Genomic DNA, 21250 nt, shown 5'->3' on the forward strand with positions numbered 1-21250 from the left:
GCAGGCAGGAAGATGGCTTGGCGCTTTTTGTTTCGAAATTAAGCCGGAGCGGACAAAATATGCGGGTTTGCGGGTTTTGTAGATTTATTTTTGTGGAATTTCCACTTGAATATAACTAGCAAGGGCAAGAAACGTTGAAAAAAGATCCGCTTTTACCTTTCCTTTTTGATGAAAGTTCCGGAAACGATTTAATACATTACTATGCGAAAGTGCGAAGGCGTTTCTTCCCGACAGAACGTGGCCCAGAGGCAACAGAGAGCAGCGAATGGTTTGGGATTTGCGACCAAATCCCAGTTTTGTCGGAAAATCCCGCGACCATTGTCCCTAAAAAAGCTTCATGGTCGCAAGCCGGATAAGGATATTCCATTTAATGATGAAGATCTGTGCTATCGGTCGCTTTGGAGGCTGCAGGATCGTTGAAAAATGCGTAACCCTTTGCTCTCCGGGGTTAGTTGCCGCAACTGCCCGTTGGGGTCGTCCCATATGAAAAACGGCCCAAAAGCTAAATTGCGATTTTTCTCAACATGCGGCGAAAAATTAAGCTCTTGTTGACCTTTTTTCAAAGCTACAGCGCCTGCGAGCACAAAAACTCATTCAATATGCGGATTTGAACAACAGCAGAGGCCACAACCATTGGAAATACTTCAACAACTAAGTCGAAATGAATCCGTTGTTGAACAAATACGCATAGTAGCCGCTTTCATTTACTCGAATTACTGTAAAACTATCAAAAGCACATTACTTTTGTGCATCTGTTGATATTCGGATGTTGAGACTTGTTGAGACATATTAAGACACGATGCAACTATGATTGTCGTCCACTGATAAACATCACTATACATTGGAAAAGGAGAAGAAATCATGTACCTGAGAAGACTTGTCGCAGTATGGTGCGCCCACGCCATTAGGTTCTTTTGTCGAATGTGTGGAAAACAGGGGGGAACTTTTGCCGGCAGAGTGGCGCTGCGCATTGACCCGTCGATTCTGACCGCCCTGGCCGCGGAAGTGCGGAACCATATTTTTATTGTCTGCGGAACCAACGGCAAATCAACGACCAATACCTTACTGGCTTCTGTGCTGGAAGCAGACGGCGGCAGGGTAATCTGCAACCGCACTGGCTCCAATATGCTCAGCGGCGTGGTTTCCGCTTTTGTCCTTGGCGCGGGAGCAGGCGGCCATCTGGATGCGGATTATGCGTGTCTCGAGGTTGATGAGGCTTCTGCGGTCAAAGTTATACCGCATTTTCAGCCGGACTTTATGATTCTTACCAATCTGTTTCGTGACCAGATGGATCGCTACGGTGATATTGACGCAACTATGGAGCTGCTGTCTCGGGCAATAGAGATGGCCCCGGAAATGAAACTTTTGATCAATGGTGACGAACCGCTGTCTGTCTATCTGGCTCAGAGAAACCAAAACCCGATGATTACTTACGGAGTCAGTCAGCAGGTGCAAGAGCTGCAGGATACGAAAGAAATCCGTGAAGGCCAGTTCTGCAAATGCTGCGGGGAAAAGCTCCGGTACCGTTTTTACCACTACGGTCAGCTGGGCGACTACTGCTGCCCAAAATGCGGATTTACGCGACCTGCCATTGATTTCGAAGGAACGCAGGTCAACTTGTCCGGAGGACTTCAATTTAATATCCGGGATTACCACATAAAGACAGGTTTTGAAGATTTTTATAGCATCTATAACCTGCTGGCCGTTTACAGCGCGGCAACCCTTTCCGGTGCGGACCTGAGTGAATTTAACAAGATCATTTGCAGCTACTCGCCGCCGCCCGGACGCAACGAGACGTTTAAAATCGGCGATACGAAGGTAATGCTGAAGCTGGCCAAAAATCAAGTGGGTTTTGATCAGAATATCTGTGCGATCCTGGCGGATCAAAAGCCGAAAGATATCATTATCCTAATCAACGATAATGCTCAGGATGGAACGGATATTTCCTGGATCTGGGATGTTAATTTTGAGCGGCTGCACGAAGCAAGGGCAGCCTCGGTAACGGTCAGCGGCATACGCTGTCTGGACATGTGTCTGCGGCTCAAATACGCGGACATTCCCAGTGAGCCGGAGCCGGAAATCGAAGCCGCTATTCAATCGAAAGTCAGGCTTAAAGATGGGACAAAAAATTTGTATCTTCTCGTCAACTACACAGGACTTTATGAGGCGCATAAGATTTTAAAGAAAATGGAGGAAAAAAGTTATGAATATTACAATCGGTCATTTGTATCCTGACCTCCTGAACCTCTATGGAGACAGAGGAAATATTCAGTGCCTTTTAAAGCGCTGCCTGTGGAGGGGTGTAAAGGTAGAACTAAAGGAATTCGATCTCAGCGATCATATTGATTTTGCCAGCCTTGATCTGGTTCTGCTAGGGGGAGGCGCTGAGGGGGAACAGCAACAGGTATGCAGGCAGCTTTATGGTATCCGTCAGGAATTCCGCGATTATATTGACGATCAGGGCGTGGTCCTTGCCCTATGCGGCGGTTATCAAATGATGGGCCATTATTATGATACGGGAAACGGCAGGACTCCGGGGCTTGGCCTGATCGATCTGTACACGGAGGAAAGAGCGCAAAGGTCCATCGGAAATGTTGTCCTGGAAAGCCCTTTGCATTCTATGCCCATCGTGGGATTTGAAAACCATGGCGGACGGACCTATATCGGTGATAACCAGCCGTTTGGAAGGGTCCTTTGCGGAAAGGGAAATAATGGCGAAGATGGGACAGAAGGAGTTATCTATAAAAATGTAATTGGGACTTATCTTCACGGACCATTGCTTCCCAAAAACCCGCATATTTGTGATTATCTTATTGCCAATGCGCTGGAACGCAAATATGGCCATGCCCATTTGCAGCCGCTGGACGATCAGAGAGAGATCGCGGCGAACAAGTATCTCTATCAAAGATTTGTCGGATGAGGTTAAATATTGGATTACAGGAAATGAAAATAAAACTTATTTCGCCCGCTGTCAGCCCTGCGCATTGACAGCGGCGATTTCTTTTTGCACTTGTTCCAGAAATTTCTCGGCGGCCTTGGAAAATACCTGGTATTTCTTCCAGACAATATCCAAACCGGCCTCCAGGCGCGGCTCCAGAGGCCGAAAACAGAGCTTGCTGTCCCCGGTGGTATTCACCAGTTTATCCAGGCACATTGCGTAGCCGATCCCCTCTTCAACCATGAGTCCCGCATTGTAAATCAAATTATAGGTAGTTATGATATTCAGCTTTTCAAAGGCGTCTCCCAGCCATCCGGACAATTCGTTGCGCACCAGCGTCTGGCGGGAACAGAGCAGCGGAAGGTCCCACAAGTCTTCCGGCCTGATCGTATCGGAGGCTGCCAGAGGGCTGTCCTTGCGCATCAGCAGCCCCCACGTATCGGTATAAGGCAGCTTGAGATAATCATATTTTTTAATATCCGCAGGTTCGATCAGAACACCGAAATCCAAAAGCCCAGTCTCCAGCCGCTCCGCCACATCATCGCCGTTGCCGCTGAAAATATGGTACTGGATGTTGGGCTGAGTTTTCCGCAGCTCTTTTACAGCGCGGGCCACAAGACGCATGGCATCCGTTTCACCGCCGCCGATATAAACATCGCCGCTGATCAGTTCATCGGACATCTGAAAGTCCGATGCGGTTTTATCCACCAGATCCGTAATCTCCTGGGCACGTTTCCGAAGAAACATGCCTTCTTCTGTTAAGGTCACTTTCCGATTCCCGCGGATAAACAATTTTTTCCCCAGCTCCTCTTCCAAATCCATAAGCTGCCGCGAAAGGGTTGGCTGGGTAACGTGCAGCGCTTCTGCTGCTCCCGATATGGTTTCCTCCCGCGCAACCGCGAGAAAATAGCGTAAAACCCGAAGTTCCATAGTGTGCCCTCCTTATTCAACGAACCTCAATTAACCTGAAAACAGTATATCATTTTATAACCATGCTTGTAAAGCATGATGAAACATATTGTATAGGTATTTGCTATTCGGATTCTGCCGATATATGATACAGATAAGGATAAGAAATGTAATCCCAATAGCGTGAACGTGAAAGAGGTAATGCGATGACTGACTATTTTACAAAAGGAAATAAAATCGTCCAGAACCTGGAGGATGCCGGATGCTCCCCTCAAAATATTGAACAATGCTGTCATTGCTATGAGGAGGGTTCGGTCGAAGAACTTCTCAGGCTGCTGTCGGGACACAGAAAATTCCTGCTAGAACAGATACACGAAAATCAAAAGAAATTGGATTGCCTGGATTATCTTATTTATAAAATCAGAAAGGGAGTGAAATAGATGAATATAACAGAGTTTTTAGATCATCTCAATCGGGGTGAGGCGGTTATTGGAGGATCGGAAACCCATAAGATGATGACTAAGCTAGGGCATGAAGCCATGCGGATTACTGCGGAGCTGAACGGCAGCTATCATGAACCGGAGGAGATTCGCAGCCTGTTTTCCCAATTGATCGGACGCCCGGTAGATGAATCCTTTCGAATGTTTCCGCCCTTCTATACGGACTGCGGTAAGAACATCACAGTAGGTAAGGACGTGTTCATTAACACCGGCTGCCGCTTTCAGGACCAGGGCGGCATCCGTATCGGCGACGGGGTGCTGATCGGGCATAATGTGGTACTGGCGACATTAAACCACGACTTTGCGCCGGAAAACCGGAAAACCATGCATCCCGCGCCCATCGTGATCGGAAAGAACGTATGGATCGGCGCCAACGCTACGGTAGTGCCGGGCGTTACCATCGGGGACAATGCCGTGGTGGCCGCCGGCGCGGTAGTGACAAAAGACGTGCCGGAAAATACAATCGCAGGCGGCGTTCCGGCTAAGGTGCTCAGGAGTATTGAAAAATAGAAAGGACAGGGAATGTAGATGAAAAAGATCTTATTGTGTCTTTGCACGCTATTGCTTATCGTATCGCTGGCTGCCTGCGGCGGAGGAACAGACCAAGGGGACACAGGCTCCGGCTCAAATCAGGAAACGGCGGAAAAGATAGAAGGCAGCGGAGGTTCCGTTTTAATCGCTTATTTTACCAGAGCCGGAAATATTGAAGAAACGGGAGATGTGGATGCCACCACCAGCGCCAGCATCAATCTGAGGGATGGAAAATATGTTGGCAACACCGAACTGCTGGCCCGCTGGATTCAGGAGGAAGTGGGCGGTGAGCTGTCCCTGATTCAGGTGGCAGAGCCTTATTCGGCCGACTACGATCAGACCGTAGAGCGGGGGCAGCAGGAAAAGGATGAGAACGCACGGCCAAAGCTGGCATCCAAGGTGGAAAATATGGAGAGCTATGACACTGTCTTTCTGGGCTTTCCCAACTGGTGGTACGATATGCCCATGGCCGTGTACAGCTTTCTGGAAGAGTACGATTTATCCGGCAAGACGGTAATACCCTTCTGCACCAGCGGCGGCAGCGGATTTTCCGACACGCTGGATACCATTGAAGATTTGGAACCAAATATTAAGTTAATGAAGGGCCTGGAGATTCCGGGCGATGATGCGCCACAGTCACAGGATTCGGTGAATGAGTGGCTGCGGGAACTGGGGTTTAGCAAATAGAAAAGGAGGTTGCTATGAGGAGGAGAAGGAGCATTGGCGTACTGCTGGCTGCCCTGATCTGTGCCGTCGTTCTGGCAGGATGCGGAGGGTCTGCCGACTCGGCCGCCGGGTCCTCTGCGGATAAAGCGGCTGCTTCTGAAAGCGAGACAAAACAAACAGAAGGAGATAGAAAAATGACAATCCGGATACAAGTAGGAACGGAGCATTTCACAGCCCGGGTGGAGGACAATGCTTCCGTGCGGGCATTGGAAGAGCTGCTGCCGCTGACCGTTGATATGAGTGAGCTCAATGGAAATGAGAAATATTACAATTTACAGGAGCAGCTGCCTGCAAAGGAAGAACAGGTGGGAAGTATCCGCGCCGGCGATCTGATGCTCTTTGGCTCTGACTGCCTGGTCCTGTTTTACAAGGATTTTCAGACCTCCTACAGCTATACCAGGCTAGGGCGTATTGAAGACGTTTTGGGGCTTGAGAAGGCACTGGGAGACGGAAGTGTGAAAGTGACTTTCAGCCCAGACAATTGATGAAAGAGAGGATATAATTGATGAAGAAAATAATTACAGTAATACTGGCCGTTTTGCTTATTTTCAGCTTGGCGGCCTGCGAAAATAAGGATAGCGATGCGGAACCGCAGAGCAGCGGGCAGACCCAGGAGGAAACCGCCAAAGAAGCCGCCAAAAGAGTGGCCTCCGACGGAGCACAGATGCAGACAGAGAATAAAAACAGGTCCACCCGTATCCTTGAGAACGGAACACGGATCAATATGCACTTTGGCGATGTGGTAATTCCCGGCATCCTCAATGACAGCGAGACTGCAAAGGCGCTGATCGACAGGCTCCCGTACACGGTGCATGTAAGCCGTTATTCCCACGATTTCTGCGGCGTGATGGACGAGCCGCTGCCTTACAGCGAGGATAATGTTCACTACGGCTGGCTCAACGGAGATATTGACTTTGCTACGGATGCTGACTATTTTACCATTCTCTTTGAAGATGAAGACACTTCCGAGCAGTACGGTTATCAGGTAAATATCGGGGTCATCGACTGCGATCTGTCGGAGATACGCCAGCTTGAAGGCGACTACGATGTACGGATTGAGTTGGCTGAATAAAAAAGGAGTATGTAATATGCGCGCTAAACAGAAAGTGAAAATAGCGGTGGATCTGGCCATGACAGCGCTGCTGCCGTGTCTGATGGGTTATGCGCTGCTGGGAGAGACGATCCACGAATGGCTGGGAGCATCCATGTTCTGTTTGTGGATCGGCCATCTCATATTAAACAGGTCGTGGATAAAAGGTCTTGCTAAAGGCCTCTATCCGGCGGTTCGTATTGCGGGGACCGCAGTCAACGGGCTTTTGGGGCTGGTGATGATTTCTATGGCTGTGAGCGGCATCATTCTGTCAAAACATGTATTTGCGTTTCTGCCCATTACAGGGGGTGCGGCTTTTGCCCGAACCCTTCATATGTTGGGTTCTTACTGGGGCTTTGTGCTCATGAGCCTGCACCTGGGGCTTCACTGGAATCTGGTACTGGCGGCAATGCGAAAAGTGTTTCCGGCCTCAGAGCAATCCCTGCTCCGCATCACTTGCCTGCGGGCCGCAGCCATCCTGATTTCCATATATGGCATCTTTGCCTTTGCAGGCCGTCAGCTTGGGTCGTATTTATTTTTACAGAATCAGTTTGTCTTTTTCGATTTCAGCGAACCGCTGGCAGTTTTTCTGGCGGATTATCTGGCTATTATGGTCTTTATCGCCTGCGTCGGTTATTACGGCGGCAAATTATTGCAAGCGGCTTTCCATAGAAGAATTGTTGCGGCCGAAGGCAAAACATGCTGAAAAGGCATGGCTGGCTATGAAACTTAAGTATTGGACATAACTGTAAAGAACTGGTAAACTATCCAAAAGGAGAGGTGAGAGATATATGATAACAAAAGAATTTGAGAATTTAAAACTGTCGGCTCTGGGCATGGGCATGATGCGTCTTCCGGTAAAAGGCCAGGGGGATACGCCTGTAGACGAAGCCGCCACAGCAGAAATGATCGCCTACGCCATGGAACAGGGAATCAATTATTACGATACTGCCTTTGGCTATCACGAGGGGGAATCGGAAAAGGCTGTCGGCAAAATCCTGAGCAAATATCCCAGAGAGAGCTATTATCTGGCTGATAAATTTCCGGGGTACGATCTTGCCAACATGGATAAAGTGGAAGAAATTTTCGAAGAACAACTCCGGCGCTGCAACGTCGATTACTTCGATTTTTACATGTTCCATAATGTCTGCGAGATGAATATAAATGAATACCTGGATGAGAAATACGGTATTTTAGATTATCTGCTGCAACAGAAAAAGGCGGGAAGAATCCGTCACCTGGGATTTTCCGCCCATGGGAGTTATGAAGTGATGGAGCGTTTTTTGGAGGCCTATGGTGATCAGATGGAATTCTGTCAGATCCAGCTGAACTATCTGGACTGGGAATTCCAGAACGCCAAAGCAAAGGTCGATCTGCTGAGGCAATATCATCTGCCCATTTGGGTGATGGAGCCGCTGAGGGGCGGAGCGCTGGCGTCCCTTTCCGAAGAGAATACTGGCAAGCTCAACGCTTTGCGCCCGGAAGAGAGCATTCCGGCCTGGGCATTTCGTTTCCTGGAAACCGTGCCCGGCGTAAAGATGGTGCTTTCCGGCATGTCCGATTTTCAGCAGCTGAAAGCCAACATCGAGACCTTTGCGGAGGAAAAGCCTCTGAACCGCAAGGAGATGGATACGCTGATGGATATCGCGGACGGCATGATCCGTGAAATCGGCCTTCCCTGTACAGCGTGCAAGTACTGTGTCAGCCACTGCCCGCAGGAACTGGACATTCCCAAGCTTCTGGAGCTTTACAATGAACATCGTTCCACCGCGAAAGGCTTTGGTTTCATAGCGCCTATGGCCCTGTCCGCTATGCCGAAAGAAAAGCACCCCGGCGCATGTATCGGCTGCAAGAGCTGCGAGGCCGTCTGCCCGCAGCAGCTGAACATTTCCCAGGCAATGGCCGATTTTGCGGAAAAAGTAAAATAAGGATGATTTTACCTTTGTGCTGTGGTAGAATAGCGCCGTAAGCCGCAATCGCAGACAAGGAGAATTGCCCATGAACAGAGCAGTAAAAACAGCCATCATCGCATTACTAATTACCGCATTGACCGCAGGGCTGGCCCCGATGCGGGTCGCAGCAGCAACAAAGCTTCGCGCGCCCGAAGGCTTCAGCGCGTCAGGATACACCTATAACAGCATTCAACTAAAATGGAAGCCGGTTTCCGGCGCTACAGGATACAAGCTGTACCGGGCCGACAAGAAGAAAGGCAGGTACAAAGCAATCAAGACGCTGCCCGCGTCAGCGGCTGGTTTTACCGATAAAAAGCGAAAACCAAAGCGCGCCTATTATTACAAGCTGCGGGCATACCTTAAATCACAGGGAAACGTGTATTACAGCGCCTATACGAAGGTAAAGAGAGCCAAAGGAGCTGTGACAAAACCTCAGAATTTCAGCGTCCGCACAGGCTCTGCCAGCGATCAGGCGGGGCTTTCCTGGAACAAGAGCGCAGGGGTTACTTCTTATAAGGTCTATCGGGCAGCCAGCAAGAACGGAAAATACAAGCTGATTAAAACGCTGTCAAAGAATAAGAACGTTTACTGGGATAAAAGCCGCAAAAAAGGAGCGGTTTATTACTACAGAGTCCGGGCTGTGAAAAAGGCCGGGAAGAAAACGTACAGCAGTCCGTACACAGCGAAAAAGAGCGTCTGCGTCAAGAGCAGGATCATGGGAAACAGTGGTGTAACAGCCTCGCGGCTGGCCGCCTATTTTCAGGAGCATGCCGTTTACCCATCCTACTATGCGTCCAATCAGAAGGACCAGAGCGCCGATACCTTGGAAGCTTTCTGCCAGATCTATATCGACGAATGTCAGGCAGAAGGCGTGCGGGCCGATATTGCCTTTTGTCAGGCGATGCAGGAAACCGGCTGGCTGAGTTTTAACGGCGATGTCAGGATATCCCAGTTCAATTTTGCCGGTATCGGTGCCACCAAAAAGGGAAGAAGCGGCGGCAGCTTTCCCGATATTCGCACCGGCATCCGGGCCCATGTGCAGCATTTGAAAGCCTATGCCTGCAAATCGCCGCTGAAAAACGCCTGCGTTGATCCGCGCTTTCGATATGTGAAACGGGGCTCGGCGGTTTATGCCGAATGGCTGGGAATCAAAGAGAATCCCAAAAAAGGAGGCTGGGCCGCAAGCCGCAATTACGGCTACAAGATCATGACGCTGGCGCGGCAGATATGACCTTGGGGAAACCTTGAATTTCCAACTGTCTCCGCCGCGATACCGGATATAAGAAAACCTTGAATTTTCCGTATATTTTTTACCCTCTTGCAAAAACCTTGCCAATAAAGTAAAATGTGATTCATGCGCCTGATAGCGATAGAATAGATACAGAAAGGAAATAAGGACATGAATGTAAAAAAAGTATTTGTGGTAGGTGCCGGTTTTATGGGGTCCGGTATCGTTGAGAATGTGGCAAGCAAAGGGTTAGAGGCTGTTGCTTACGATATTTCCCAACAGCAGCTTGAAAGAAGCAAAAAAGGGATTGTGAGGAATCTGGACAAACAGGTTAAAAAAGGCAAGCTATCCCAGGAGGATAAGGACGCCATCCTTTCCAGAATCCAATATGTTACCGACATGTCTGAATGCAAAGACGCGGATGTCGTTATCGAGGCGGTAGCAGAGAATAAGGACATTAAAGTCAGCATCATGAAGGAAGTCGAAAAGTATGCGAGGGAAGACGCGGTCATCGCCAGCAATACCTCTTCCATCTCCATTACCACTCTGGGCAGTGTATTTGAGGATCCGGAACGTTTTGTCGGCATGCACTTTTTCAGCCCGGTGCCGAGAATTCCGCTCATGGAAATCGTCAGAGGCTACCAGACCGGTCAGCGGGCCATCGCCATTGCCAGCGAGCTGGGCGAATACCTGGGCAAGACCTGCATTCTGGCTCAGGACGAAGCCGGATTTATCGTCAACAGAATGCTCATCCCCATGCTCAATGAAGCCTGCATTCTGGTAGAAAGAAAAATCGGAACCATTGAGGAAATCGACATGGGAATGAAAAAGGGTCTCAACCATCCGATGGGGCCGCTGGAACTGATGGATATGATCGGTATCGATGTAGAGCTGGCCGTAATGGAAGTTCTGCACGAAGAGATCGGCGATCCGAAATACAGACCTGCCGTATCTTTGAGAAGAATGGTAGACTCCGGATTTCTGGGAAGAAAGACCAATGTGGGATTCTACGTTTACAATGAGGACGGCACAAAATATCCCAATCCGAAACTATTGGAACTGAGATAAAACGACAAGATAAGAAAGCCTGCTTTTTACAGAATTGGATTCTGCAAAAGGGCAGGCTTTCTTTGTTGTCCAAACATATAAAAAATGATATACTTGACAAAGACAGCCGTGCGAAAGCAAGGAGGGGAGGGTATATGGACTTAAAAGATTTTACGGATTTGGGAAATGATATTGGCAGACGGGTAAACGATGCCATTAATAATATGAATTTCGATCAGCTGAACCGGGATATCCGGGATAAGGTGGACCAGGCTTTTTATGGGGGACCGACGGCAGGAACAGGCAGCAGCGGATTTGGCGGTATCAACGGTAAGCTGTATCGCGGACCGGAAACAGACGGTCCGGTGAAGGACAGCGGGCCGAATGCGTCGACAGCGGGCAGTGCCGCGGACTTTCGGCTGTACCGGGAAAATTCAGGATCTCCTGCTATGGAGAATGCTGCGGGATTTCCTGTTCTGAGAAAGCTTCCGGGGCGGGTATCGGGCGTACTGATGATGGTGATCGGCTGCGCTCTGGCAGGAGGCTGCGGAATCGCGGCGATTGTGCTGGGAATCCTCAGCGCTACCATGAGTTCAGTAGGCAGCGTGCCTGCCGGTATTCTGGGTGCTGCCGCAGGCGGCTTTGCGCCGCTGTTTCTTGCGGGACTTGTTATAGCGATCGTGGGAACAAAGAAATATGGCCTGACAAACAGATTCAAAAAATATGTTTCCCTCATGAAGGGACAGGCTTTCTGTTCAATCAGGGATCTGGCGGCGAAATCCGGCAGGAGCGTCAAGTTTGTCTGCAGGGACCTTCAGAAAATGATTGATAAGGGCTTTTTCCCGGAAGGCCACATCGACGATCAGAAAACCTGCTTTATCGGCACAAACGAACTTTATCGCCAGTATGCTCTGGCAAGGGACAGCGCTGCTGAAAGCGCGAAAGCGGCGGCAGAAAGGGAAAAAGAGCAGCGGACAGCCGCAGCCTCTGGAGAAACCGACGCGCAGCTGGAACAGGTCATTGCCGAAGGCCAGGACTACATCAAGTCCATCCGGGAAGCCAATGACGCTATCTATAACCCTGACATTTCACAGAAGCTTTACCGCATGGAAAGCATCGTAAAAAAGATCTTTGCTTATGTGAGGGAAAATCCTGAGCAGGTGGGACAGCTGAGAAAGTTCATGAGCTATTATATGCCGACCACGGAAAAGCTGGTGAACGCTTACCGGGAAATGGATGAACAGACGATACAGGGTGAAAATATAACAAAGGCGAAGGGTGAGATCGCAAGGACCCTGGACACGATCAATGAAGCGTATGAAAAGCTCTACGACAGCATGTATGTTGATGTGGCTATGGACGTTTCCAGCGATATCGCAGTACTCAAAACACTCTTCGCCCAGGAGGGGCTTGCAGGAGATGAAATTAACGGAGGTAAAAAATAATGAGTGATTTCAATACGGATTTCAATCTGGGGGACGCGCCGAAGATGGAACCGGTCAAAACCGAAACCGAGACACCGGCAGCACCCAATACGCTGACCGTTCAGGAGGAGCTGGCGCAATATCCTTTGAGTGATACGGAGAAAGAACAGGTTGAGGCTTTCGTTGAGAGGATCGATCTTTACGACAGTCAGACCGTGCTGCAGTACGCATCGGGAACGCAGAAACAGATTGCGGATTTCTCGGAGCAGGCGTTGGACAATGTGAAGACAAAGGATTTCGGTGAAGTGGGCGAAACCCTTACACGGGTCATCGGGGAGCTGAAAAATTTTGACGCGCAGGAGGAACAGAAGGGCATCTTCGGGTTTTTCAAAAAGAGCGCCAATAAGGTGGCCGCCCTCAAGACCAGATATGAAAAAGCGGAGACAAACATCGAGAACATCTGTAAGGTGCTGGAAGGACATCAGATTCAGCTGATGAAGGATTCAGCCATGCTGGATCAGATGTACGATATGAATCAGGATTATTTCAAACAGCTGACCATGTATATCATTGCCGGCAAAAAGAAGCTGGAGCATGCCAAGAACGTGGAGCTGCCGCAGATGTTGGAAAAGGCCAAGGCTTCCGGCCGCGGTGAGGACATGAACGCAGCCAACGATTACGCATCGCTGATCGCCCGTTTTGAGAAAAAGATTTATGACCTGGAGCTGACCAGAACCATAGCACTGCAGACCGGTCCGCAGATCCGACTGATCCAGAACAACGACGTGCTCATGTCGGAAAAGATTCAGTCCATGCTGGTAAATACGGTACCGCTGTGGAAGAGTCAGATGGTTATCGCTCTGGGAATCGAACATTCCAACAAGGCGGCTCAGGCGCAGAAGGCAGTGGCCGATATGACCAATGAGCTTTTAACCAAGAACGCAGAAACGCTGAAAAGCGCCACCGTGGAAACCGCCCGTCAGATGGAGCGGGGCGTGGTGGATGTGGAAACGCTGGAGCATACCAATGAACTCCTCATTTCTACCATTGACGAAGTGATGCAGATTCAGGAAGAGGGCAGACAAAAGAGAGAAAGTGCCGAAGCCGCGCTCATAAAAATGGAGAACGAGCTGAAACAAAAACTGATGCAGATCAATGGATAAAGTTGTTAGTGTGAATTGGAATGCACCGCGAATTCCATCATGCTGCAGTCAAATTCCGTATTTCCGCAGTTTGCGTGAAACTGTAGATTGATTAATTTTCAGGTGTTTTCCGATTTCAGTTGTCGACTTGTAGAGCCTCTTGGCTTCAGTGAATATTTGTTTATCGATCTCCTCAAAAACTTCTTTATAACTGCGGTTTTTTAGTTTGAAATCCATTTTAGAATTGTGATCTATATTAAAATCAATAATTTCATATAGATCACTCAGTGTAATGTTTTTTTTGTCAGAGAACAGGATTAAGCGCTCTATGAGATTTTCCAGTTCTCTGACATTTCCCTTTAATTCAAGACCTGAGAGAAATACAAGCGCTTCGCTGCTGATTTCTTTTTTCAGCTGATAAGTCTCATTAAATTTCTGCCTGAAGGTTTCTACCAGCAGAGGAATGTCTTCCGGGCGTTCCCTCAGCGGCGGAATTGTCAATTCCAATACATTCAAACGATAGTACAGATCTTCGCGAAATGTCTTCTCCTTGATTTTTTCCTTCAAATTTACATTGGTCGCTGCGATAATTCGGGTGTTTACCTTGATAGGCGTGGTTCCGCCAACTCTGAAAAACTCTTTTTCCTGCAAAAGTCGCAGCAGCTTGACCTGCAAATTATAGGGCATATCGCCAATCTCATCCAGAAAAAGTGTTCCGCCATCCGCCAATTCCACAAGACCTTGCTTTCCGCGTGCGAGGGCTCCGGTAAAGGCGCCTTTTTCATAGCCAAACAGTTCCGATTCTATCAGGGAGTCAGGAACTGCGCCACAGTTAACGGTCAGGAAGGTGCCGTTTTTTCTGTTACTATTGCTGTGAAGAAATCTTGCGATCAGGCTTTTACCCACACCGGATTCACCTAGAATCAAAACAGTGGAATCGGTTTTTGCAACAATCTCCGCTTTTTCTATGACCGTTTTCATTGAAGGGCTTCTATAGACGATTCCAAGTTTTTTTGTGACATCGTTTTTTAACTGCAGCAGCTCCATACTATATTTTAAATTGCTGGAGGTCAGTTCTTCGATGAGCTTTCTTTTTTCGCCAGTGTCAAAGATATAACAAATTACGTATTCAATTTCGCCCATCTCATTAAAATACGGAACACCCTTTACCATACGGGAAATGCTTTCGCCGTCATTTCTGTAGGATAGCTGCTCCAGTACAACTGTTTCTTTCCTCTGCATGACTTTCCTTGTAGTGGCATCGTGAATGATTTTTTCCTGGATCATTTCACTCAGAGTCATACCTACAAGATATTTTGTGGAATAACCCGTCATTCTTTCGTGTTCGCGATTGGTTATAATAACTTCCTCATCCTTGTCTATAACTATGATCGCACAGGAAGATTGATCGATAATAAATTGAAGCAGATCACTGTTTTCGGCAAATTTTTTTTGTTTATGATTCATTGGGAAACTCCTTTTATTGCAGAAAATATGCTAAAATGCATATTTTCTGCATTTTAGCATATTTTCGTCAAAAAAACAATTGTTTGCCGCAAAAAGGACGGATGACATATGCATATTTGCATAAATATGATTTTCTGACGGCCTCGATTTGGATCAAAATATTTAATATTTTGATTTTTTTTTGTAAATTTTACGGATTTGCCTGATAAACCGATCCTTTCCGCTGGCACGATATTTGCGTTTGCTATAGTACAAATTCGTTTTATTAAAAAAATATTTATTAGGAGGGAGCTTATTATGAACAAAGTGGGTTTGAAACAAAATGGAAGGTTCTATTATGGTTGGGTTCTGATGCTGATTGGGTTTGTCCTGATGTCTTTGGCCTATACCGGTTCGATCTCGGTAACCAGTGTCTTTGTCGTTCCAGTGACAGAAGATTTTGGAATAGACAGAGGCTCATTTCTGCTCTATCAGACAGTTCTGACGCTGACGGCGGTTGTCGTGACAGCTTACTTTGGCAAGAGAATGGCAAAGGGAAGGCTGAAGCTGATCGTTGTAATCTCCGCATTGGTCGCGGCTGGGGGCTACCTGCTTTTTGCGGCAGCAAAGTCCGTCTATTGGTTTTATTTTGGCGCTGTCCTGATCGGTGTGGGATTTACCAACTGTACGGTGCTGCCGATGTCCATTATTCTTAACAACTGGTTTGGCGGTAAAGTGAGAGGCACGGTTATGGGATTTTGCTTTGTGGGAAGCGGAGTCGGCGGACTGGTGATCCTGCCTATACTAAACTCCGTTATTATCAACTCAGGCTGGAGAAGCGGCTACGTCGCTCTGGCCGGCATGTTTGGAGTTGTAGCTTTGTTATCACTGCTTTTCCTTGTTAAAACACCGGAGGAAAGAAAATTTATAAGAATGGGAGAAACTGCGGAAGAGGTAAAGGCCGCAGAAAACGCCGCAGGAATGAATATCAAAGAAGCTATGAAAACGCCTATGTTCTGGCTGATTCTGGCCACCGCCACTTTAATGGTATTCGGCTCCAGCGCAATTTTATTTAATTCGGCACCATTCTTTATTGAATGTGGATTTAATGCACAGAAGGCGGCTTTGATCGCTTCCTTTAATCTGGGAATGCTTGCGGTTGGAAAAATATTTATCGGTTTTTTGAGCGACAGACTGGGAACAAAATTTGCCTCAATTCTTTCCGGCGCAATTTTTGGTTTAGCCTTTGTGTCATTAGCTCTGATGCCGATGAATCCAGGATTATTTGTCTTTGGCGCAGTGATCTGCTACGGCATTGGCGGCGGTGGAATCACCGTTTGCCCGCCTCTTCTTGTAAATGCTCTTTTTGGAGAAAAGGATTATGGAAACATCGTTGCCGCTATGAATATGGCCACCAATCTGGGAGGCGCGGTAGGCGGGACCATTGCCGGTGTAATCTATGATGTTACCGGAAGCTACGTGGCGTTCTGGTGTATTGCCGCGGCAATGATGGCCTTGGTAGTTGTCTTTCGTATCATTGCCTTTGCTCTGAGAAAAAAGTATACGTATTAACAGAAGGAGAAGTAAAATGGAGAATTTAAAAGAACAAGCTATAAGATGGATTGAAGATAACTGCTGCAGATACTTTGAAATTTCGGATGCCCTTTGGGAAAATCCGGAGTTGAGTATGCAGGAGCATTATGCCTCTGGACTTTTAACCGAGTTTCTTTCCAAGGAAGGGTATGCGGTTGAAAAAGGGGTTGCGGGCATGCCGACTGCGTTTATCGCTTCCTATGGTGTGGAGGGACCTGTAATTGGGTTTAGCTGTGAATATGACGCACTTCCGACGCTATCTCAGGACAGGAGGAAAAATGAAAGGTGCAGTCTGATAGAAGGCGCGCCCGGTCACGGCTGCGGCCACAATCTAATGGCTATAGGCGGAGCAATGGCTGCCGGTGCGGTAAAAGCACTAATCGATTCAGGCAGATTAAAGGCCCGCCTGAAAATATTTGGAACTCCTGCCGAAGAACTGTGCATCGGTAAACCCTTCATGGCCCGTGAAGGATATTTTGAAAATTTGGATTGCCTTCTTGACTGGCATCCCATGGAATACAGCAAAGCGGGGTATACGGAGAGCACCGCATACTTTAACTGCAAGTATCATTTTACAGGCAAAACCGCACATGGGAATGCCCCCTGGTTTGGAAGGAGTGCTTTGGATGCGGCCATACTTATGAGCAATGCGCTGGAGTTTTTAAGGGAACATCTTTTACCGGGAAAAACAGGCGGGGAAACTACATTAAATTACAATTTTGAAAATGTCGGAGGAACGCCAAACGTTGTACCGGAAAAGGCGACTTTATGGTGTGTCGGAAGAATGGGGAAAGCCGAAGAAATTAAAGAACTCAAACGCCGGGTAGACAACTGTGCCGACGGCATTGCTTTGGCGACGGAAACTCAGGTCACAAAAGAACTAATCACTGTTATACATGAAAAAATACCTAACGAAGTGATTTCAAAAGCAATGCAGCGTAATTTCGAATATGTGGGGAATCCTGAGTTTTCGAATGAAGATCGGAAGAGCGCTGCTGAAATACAGGAGAGGATGGGTGTTGCGGTTACAAAAATGGGAAAAGAACCTGAGCCTTTTACCCGCACCAATATGCCAGTCAATGACTCCTCGGAATATAGCTGGTTTGCACCTATGGATATTGCGCTGGTAGAACTGGTTCCCGACGGCATCGGATGGCACAACTGGATCGTTACCAGGTTTGCCGGGAGCGATGCCGGAAGGAATACAGTTTCTACAGCATCTAAAATACTGGCATGTACGGCAATCGAACTGATCGAACAGCCTGAATTAATCGATGCGGCGAAAGAAGAACTGCACAAGCGTCTGGGCGGCAGAGTTTATGAATCGCTCTTTGATAAAAGCATTCGGCCTGCTACAGATGCCAATCGTTCTGAAATGGAAAAGTACAGGATTTTCTATCAAAAATAGTTGAGGCGTTTCCAACTGAATTTTTTCATAATTACATATTTTCTACTGCCACGCAGGAAGGGAAATCTCCACAAGGAACATCTCTTCCTGCTTTTTATATCGGAACGTTCCCTTATGCTCCGCCATAATCTTTTCGCAGGTTTTGAGGCCGATATTACTGCTCTCTCTATTGGTAAGGCTGCTGTTGATGCGATTTTCAAAGCGGATCAGCAGTTTATCTGGCTGCTGTTCATATTCGACCCTGATCGGCGTATCAGGGTCGGCATATTTAATCAGGTTGGAAAAAATATTGCCAAAGACCCTGCGGATGGAATCCACGTCAATGGTCAGGCTGCAATTGACCTCATTGGAGCTGCGGATAATGGTAAAACCCCTGCTTTCCAGATCAAAGAGACTTTCCTCCACAACCTGGCCGATGAACTCCGCGGCGCCGGCGGTCTGCATGTCCGGGCCATCGGACTCCTTACCGAATACGATGAAATATTCAAAGAGTTTGTCGGACATGTCCTTGATCTGATAAGCTTTGTGGCGTAAAGCTTCAAAATACTGCCGCTTCTGCTCTGCGTCCTGATATTTTCCCATATAGAGAATATCGATGTAACCGATGAGAGCGGTCAGGGGCGTTCGCAGGTCGTGGGACATGGCGGTCACCAGCTCACGACTCGACTGTTGATAGCTCTCCTCCGCCTCCTGCCGCTCTTTGATCGCGCAGCGCATGGCGTTGATCTCATGGGCCAGCGAAGCCAGCTCATCGGTTCCCCGCTCTGTTACAAAGTAGTCCAGGTCACCGCCCTTGAGAATCTTCAGTTCGCTTTCAATCAGTGCGATATATTTCATTTTATGACGGATGAACAGGAAGAGAACCAACATGAACAGCCCAAAGGAGATGAGGCCCGCGCACACGTCGGCAAATAAATAGTAACGGTTTTCAAACATATAGGTCATGGTGGCTTCGGCTTTTCCATCTGCGAATCGCAGGTCATATTGCTTGGAACCGTAGACCTCGTCTTCGCTCACAAGGGAACTGTCCACATCGGACGGTGCGACTACGATGTTTTCGTCGCTGCTGAAAAGAGGCTGATTATCACGATATATGGTTAAAATCAGGTTACGCTGCCTTGAAACCCAATCCTTCAGCTTATCCGAGTCCGTAGAAGAAAGCTTGTTTTCATCGATGTAATTCTGTAGACGCGATACGCATTTTTCTTCCTGTTTCGTTACCATTTCGGGATTGTCCAGAACATAATCCAGAACCTTCCAGGATGCCGTATGCAAAAGGAAGAGCAGGAGAATCGCCAGGGCCGCGCTGCAGGCTGTCAGCACAGTCAGCTCGATACTGAGCCGTCTCCCACGCGTTTTTTTACTCAATTCGATACCCCTTTCCCCAGACATTGGTTATGTATTTCGGATTCTGAGGGTCGTCCTCCAGCTTTTTGCGGAGATTTCGGATATGTACCATGACCGTATTGTTGGAATTATAAAAATAAGGCTCGTTCCAAACGCTTTCGTATATATTCTGTATGGTAAAGATTTTTTTCCTGTTGCTGGCCAGCAGATACAAAATTCGGTACTCCAGGTCCGTCAGAGCAATCTTGGTGCCGTTTTTTCGGACTTCATTGATTCCCGTGTCGATCTGCAGATCCTTGACCTGCAGCTTTTCCCTATCCTCGGTGGTCTGTTTTCCACAGTAGACATAGTATCGGCGGAGCATGGCCTTGACCCGCGCGATCAGTTCCGAATAGGAAAACGGCTTGGCCAGGTAGTCATCGCCGCCTGCGGAAAAGCCCACTGTTTTGTCCGAATCCTGCGTTTTTGCTGTCAGGAACAGAATCGGCACTGTGGAATTTTTCCGGATCTCCGCACATGCTGTCACGCCTGAGCAGCCGGGCATCATCACATCCAGGATGACCAGATCAATGCTGCTGTCAGCCATGGATACGGCCTCGTTTCCGTTGGTTGCTTCCACGACCTCATAGCCTTCGCTCTCCAGTAAAATGCGGACAACCTCGCGGATCTCCGGGTCATCATCGGCAAATAAAATTTTCTTTTTGTCTGAATCCATAATCCTCACCTCGTCGCTTATTATATAATAGCTTTTTCCGGGAAACTACAGAAAAAGGGAAATTTAAGTTTTCTTTAGAGGTTCCCGGCGCATTGCGTTTCCTCCCCCTGAAAGCGCTTAGAGAAACAGTGAAAAAACAGCTGAGGCGCCTACAGTCATGAGACCGGCCACAGCGATTGCCAGACCGCTCATGGCTCCTTCGATTTCACCCAGTTCGACTGCCCGTGAAGTACCGATCACATGGGCGGCTGTTCCGATGGACGCGCCTTTTGCTACAGGGTGCCGGATGCGAAAAACTTTGAAGATGGCGTCCGCGAGGATGTTCCCAATGATGCCGGTTACGATGATCGTCATAACGGTGATTGTAACGATGCCGCCCAGCTCCTGAGAAACACCGATGCCCATGGCCGTGGTGATGGACTTGGGCAGCAGAGTGACGTACAACTGGTGATCCAATTTGAACAGCAGCGCAAATCCGAGAATGCACAGCATACTGGTGAGAACCCCGGAAAAGATTCCGGCCAGTATGGCCAGCGCGTTTTTCTTCAGCACTTCGATCTGTTCATACAGCGGGACAGCAAGACATATGGTAGCAGGAGTCAGTAGATAAGTGATATATTTGGCTCCTTCTTCATATACTCGATAGTCGATGTCCAAAAGCAGCAGGGCAGGGATGATTAAAGCCGTGGCCACGAGGACCGGGTTGAGAAGTGACCATTTGAGCTTCCTCTTCAAAAACATGCCCAGCTGGAACGCCCCAATGGTAATCAGGACGCCCAAAACAGCAGAATCTATAAAAACTTCTTTCATTTGCTTTCACCCCCTGATTTCTTTGCCAGAGCCTGAATCACCATACCGGTAACCGCCATGACCAGAATCGTCGAGACCACCAGAATGACCAGAATCGCTATCAGGTTTCCCGAGAGAATGCCCCAGCTTTCCATTAGTCCCACGGCAGGAGGGACGAACATGATGGGCATGACGGCAATCAGAAAATCGCTGGTTTCTTTAACCTGTGATACTTTCAGCAGCCCCGAAAGAAGCAGGATCAGCAGAATCACCAGTCCGTAGATGCTGGCGGGGACGGGAGCGGGAATCAAACGGTTCAAAAGTTCCCCTGCAAAGGTTATTGCGATGATAATTCCGAATTGAGCCAGATATTTCAACTTTAATGCCTCCTTTTCGCACCTTGACAGTATAGCATATCATATTGCATACACAATGCGGTAAATTAAAAAATTTTTAACAAAACAT

21 protein-coding genes are annotated in these 21250 nt (G+C 48.1%); 15 read left to right on the forward strand and 6 right to left on the reverse strand.

Translation table 11 applies throughout. The annotated features are described in order from the left end of the window. Positions 1-861: 861 nt before the first annotated feature. Positions 862-2235 (forward strand): MurT ligase domain-containing protein, encoded by a 1374-nt coding sequence (locus NE619_RS07060; protein WP_256131699.1) that lies wholly within the window; start codon positions 862-864, stop codon positions 2233-2235. Beyond that, positions 2204-2920 (forward strand): type 1 glutamine amidotransferase, encoded by a 717-nt coding sequence (locus tag NE619_RS07065; protein WP_256131700.1) that lies wholly within the window; start codon positions 2204-2206, stop codon positions 2918-2920. Before NE619_RS07060 ends, NE619_RS07065 begins: the two co-directional genes overlap by 32 nt. A gap of 51 nt (positions 2921-2971) precedes the next feature. On the opposite strand, the gene NE619_RS07070 is transcribed toward NE619_RS07065, so the two are convergent. Beyond that, the gene (locus NE619_RS07070; RefSeq protein WP_256131701.1) at positions 2972-3868 is read right to left on the reverse strand and encodes a LysR family transcriptional regulator; all 897 of its coding nucleotides are present in this window, start codon (positions 3866-3868) and stop codon (positions 2972-2974) included. 185 nt (positions 3869-4053) lie between these two features. Here NE619_RS07070 and NE619_RS07075 point away from each other — a divergent pair, with 185 nt between their 5' ends. The 11 genes from NE619_RS07075 to NE619_RS07125 all read left to right on the forward strand — a co-directional run bounded on the left by NE619_RS07075 (position 4054) and on the right by NE619_RS07125 (position 13508). Next, the gene (locus tag NE619_RS07075) at positions 4054-4287 is read left to right on the forward strand and encodes a hypothetical protein (RefSeq protein WP_256131702.1); all 234 of its coding nucleotides are present in this window, start codon (positions 4054-4056) and stop codon (positions 4285-4287) included. Continuing rightward, the gene (locus tag NE619_RS07080) at positions 4288-4857 is read left to right on the forward strand and encodes a DapH/DapD/GlmU-related protein (RefSeq protein WP_256131703.1); all 570 of its coding nucleotides are present in this window, start codon (positions 4288-4290) and stop codon (positions 4855-4857) included. Positions 4858-4875: 18 nt separating this feature from the next. Further along, entirely contained in the window at positions 4876-5565 is a 690-nt protein-coding gene (locus NE619_RS07085; RefSeq protein ID WP_256131704.1) for a flavodoxin, read from the forward strand. Positions 5566-5579: 14 nt separating this feature from the next. Continuing rightward, on the forward strand, positions 5580-6089 hold the full coding sequence (locus tag NE619_RS07090; protein ID WP_256131705.1) for a cyclophilin-like fold protein: 510 nt from the start codon (positions 5580-5582) through the stop codon (positions 6087-6089). A 20-nt stretch (positions 6090-6109) separates the two neighbouring features. Beyond that, positions 6110-6676, forward strand: a complete 567-nt coding sequence (locus NE619_RS07095; protein ID WP_256131706.1) for a cyclophilin-like fold protein — start codon at positions 6110-6112, stop codon at positions 6674-6676. Positions 6677-6692: 16 nt separating this feature from the next. Further along, positions 6693-7400, forward strand: a complete 708-nt coding sequence (locus NE619_RS07100) for a DUF4405 domain-containing protein (RefSeq protein WP_256131707.1) — start codon at positions 6693-6695, stop codon at positions 7398-7400. Between the two features lie 85 nt (positions 7401-7485). Next, entirely contained in the window at positions 7486-8622 is a 1137-nt protein-coding gene (locus tag NE619_RS07105) for an aldo/keto reductase (protein ID WP_256131708.1), read from the forward strand. 70 nt (positions 8623-8692) lie between these two features. Continuing rightward, positions 8693-9877 (forward strand): glucosaminidase domain-containing protein, encoded by a 1185-nt coding sequence (locus NE619_RS07110; RefSeq protein ID WP_256131709.1) that lies wholly within the window; start codon positions 8693-8695, stop codon positions 9875-9877. Between the two features lie 168 nt (positions 9878-10045). After that, positions 10046-10942 (forward strand): 3-hydroxyacyl-CoA dehydrogenase family protein, encoded by an 897-nt coding sequence (locus NE619_RS07115; protein ID WP_256131710.1) that lies wholly within the window; start codon positions 10046-10048, stop codon positions 10940-10942. A gap of 134 nt (positions 10943-11076) precedes the next feature. Then, positions 11077-12366 (forward strand): 5-bromo-4-chloroindolyl phosphate hydrolysis family protein, encoded by a 1290-nt coding sequence (locus NE619_RS07120; RefSeq protein WP_256131711.1) that lies wholly within the window; start codon positions 11077-11079, stop codon positions 12364-12366. After that, positions 12366-13508, forward strand: a complete 1143-nt coding sequence (locus NE619_RS07125) for a toxic anion resistance protein (RefSeq protein ID WP_256131712.1) — start codon at positions 12366-12368, stop codon at positions 13506-13508. Before NE619_RS07120 ends, NE619_RS07125 begins: the two co-directional genes overlap by 1 nt. 48 nt (positions 13509-13556) lie before the next feature. Here NE619_RS07125 and NE619_RS07130 read toward each other — a convergent pair whose 3' ends face one another. Beyond that, positions 13557-14954 carry a sigma-54 interaction domain-containing protein gene (locus NE619_RS07130; protein WP_256131713.1) on the reverse strand — a complete coding sequence of 466 codons (1398 nt, stop codon included), beginning with the start codon at positions 14952-14954 and terminating at the stop codon, positions 13557-13559. A 297-nt stretch (positions 14955-15251) separates the two neighbouring features. On the opposite strand from NE619_RS07130, the gene NE619_RS07135 reads away from it, so the two are divergent. Continuing rightward, positions 15252-16505, forward strand: a complete 1254-nt coding sequence (locus NE619_RS07135; RefSeq protein WP_256131714.1) for an MFS transporter — start codon at positions 15252-15254, stop codon at positions 16503-16505. A 16-nt stretch (positions 16506-16521) separates the two neighbouring features. Next, positions 16522-17934 (forward strand): amidohydrolase, encoded by a 1413-nt coding sequence (locus tag NE619_RS07140; RefSeq protein WP_256131715.1) that lies wholly within the window; start codon positions 16522-16524, stop codon positions 17932-17934. Between the two features lie 42 nt (positions 17935-17976). On the opposite strand, the gene NE619_RS07145 is transcribed toward NE619_RS07140, so the two are convergent. From NE619_RS07145 to NE619_RS07160, 4 genes are all read right to left on the reverse strand, one after another. Continuing rightward, positions 17977-19302, reverse strand: coding sequence for a sensor histidine kinase (locus tag NE619_RS07145; RefSeq protein WP_256131716.1), 1326 nt, complete (start codon positions 19300-19302; stop codon positions 17977-17979). Beyond that, entirely contained in the window at positions 19295-19996 is a 702-nt protein-coding gene (locus NE619_RS07150; protein WP_256131717.1) for a response regulator transcription factor, read from the reverse strand. The genes NE619_RS07145 and NE619_RS07150 overlap by 8 nt, the downstream gene beginning before the upstream one ends. A 117-nt stretch (positions 19997-20113) precedes the next feature. Beyond that, positions 20114-20806 carry an LrgB family protein gene (locus tag NE619_RS07155; protein ID WP_256131718.1) on the reverse strand — a complete coding sequence of 231 codons (693 nt, stop codon included), beginning with the start codon at positions 20804-20806 and terminating at the stop codon, positions 20114-20116. Further along, the gene (locus tag NE619_RS07160; RefSeq protein WP_256131719.1) at positions 20803-21162 is read right to left on the reverse strand and encodes a CidA/LrgA family protein; all 360 of its coding nucleotides are present in this window, start codon (positions 21160-21162) and stop codon (positions 20803-20805) included. The genes NE619_RS07155 and NE619_RS07160 overlap by 4 nt, the downstream gene beginning before the upstream one ends. Positions 21163-21250 lie beyond the last annotated feature (88 nt).

Source organism: Anaerovorax odorimutans, from assembly GCF_024459955.1.
Classification (GTDB): Bacteria; Bacillota; Clostridia; order Peptostreptococcales; family Anaerovoracaceae; genus Hominibacterium; species Hominibacterium odorimutans_A.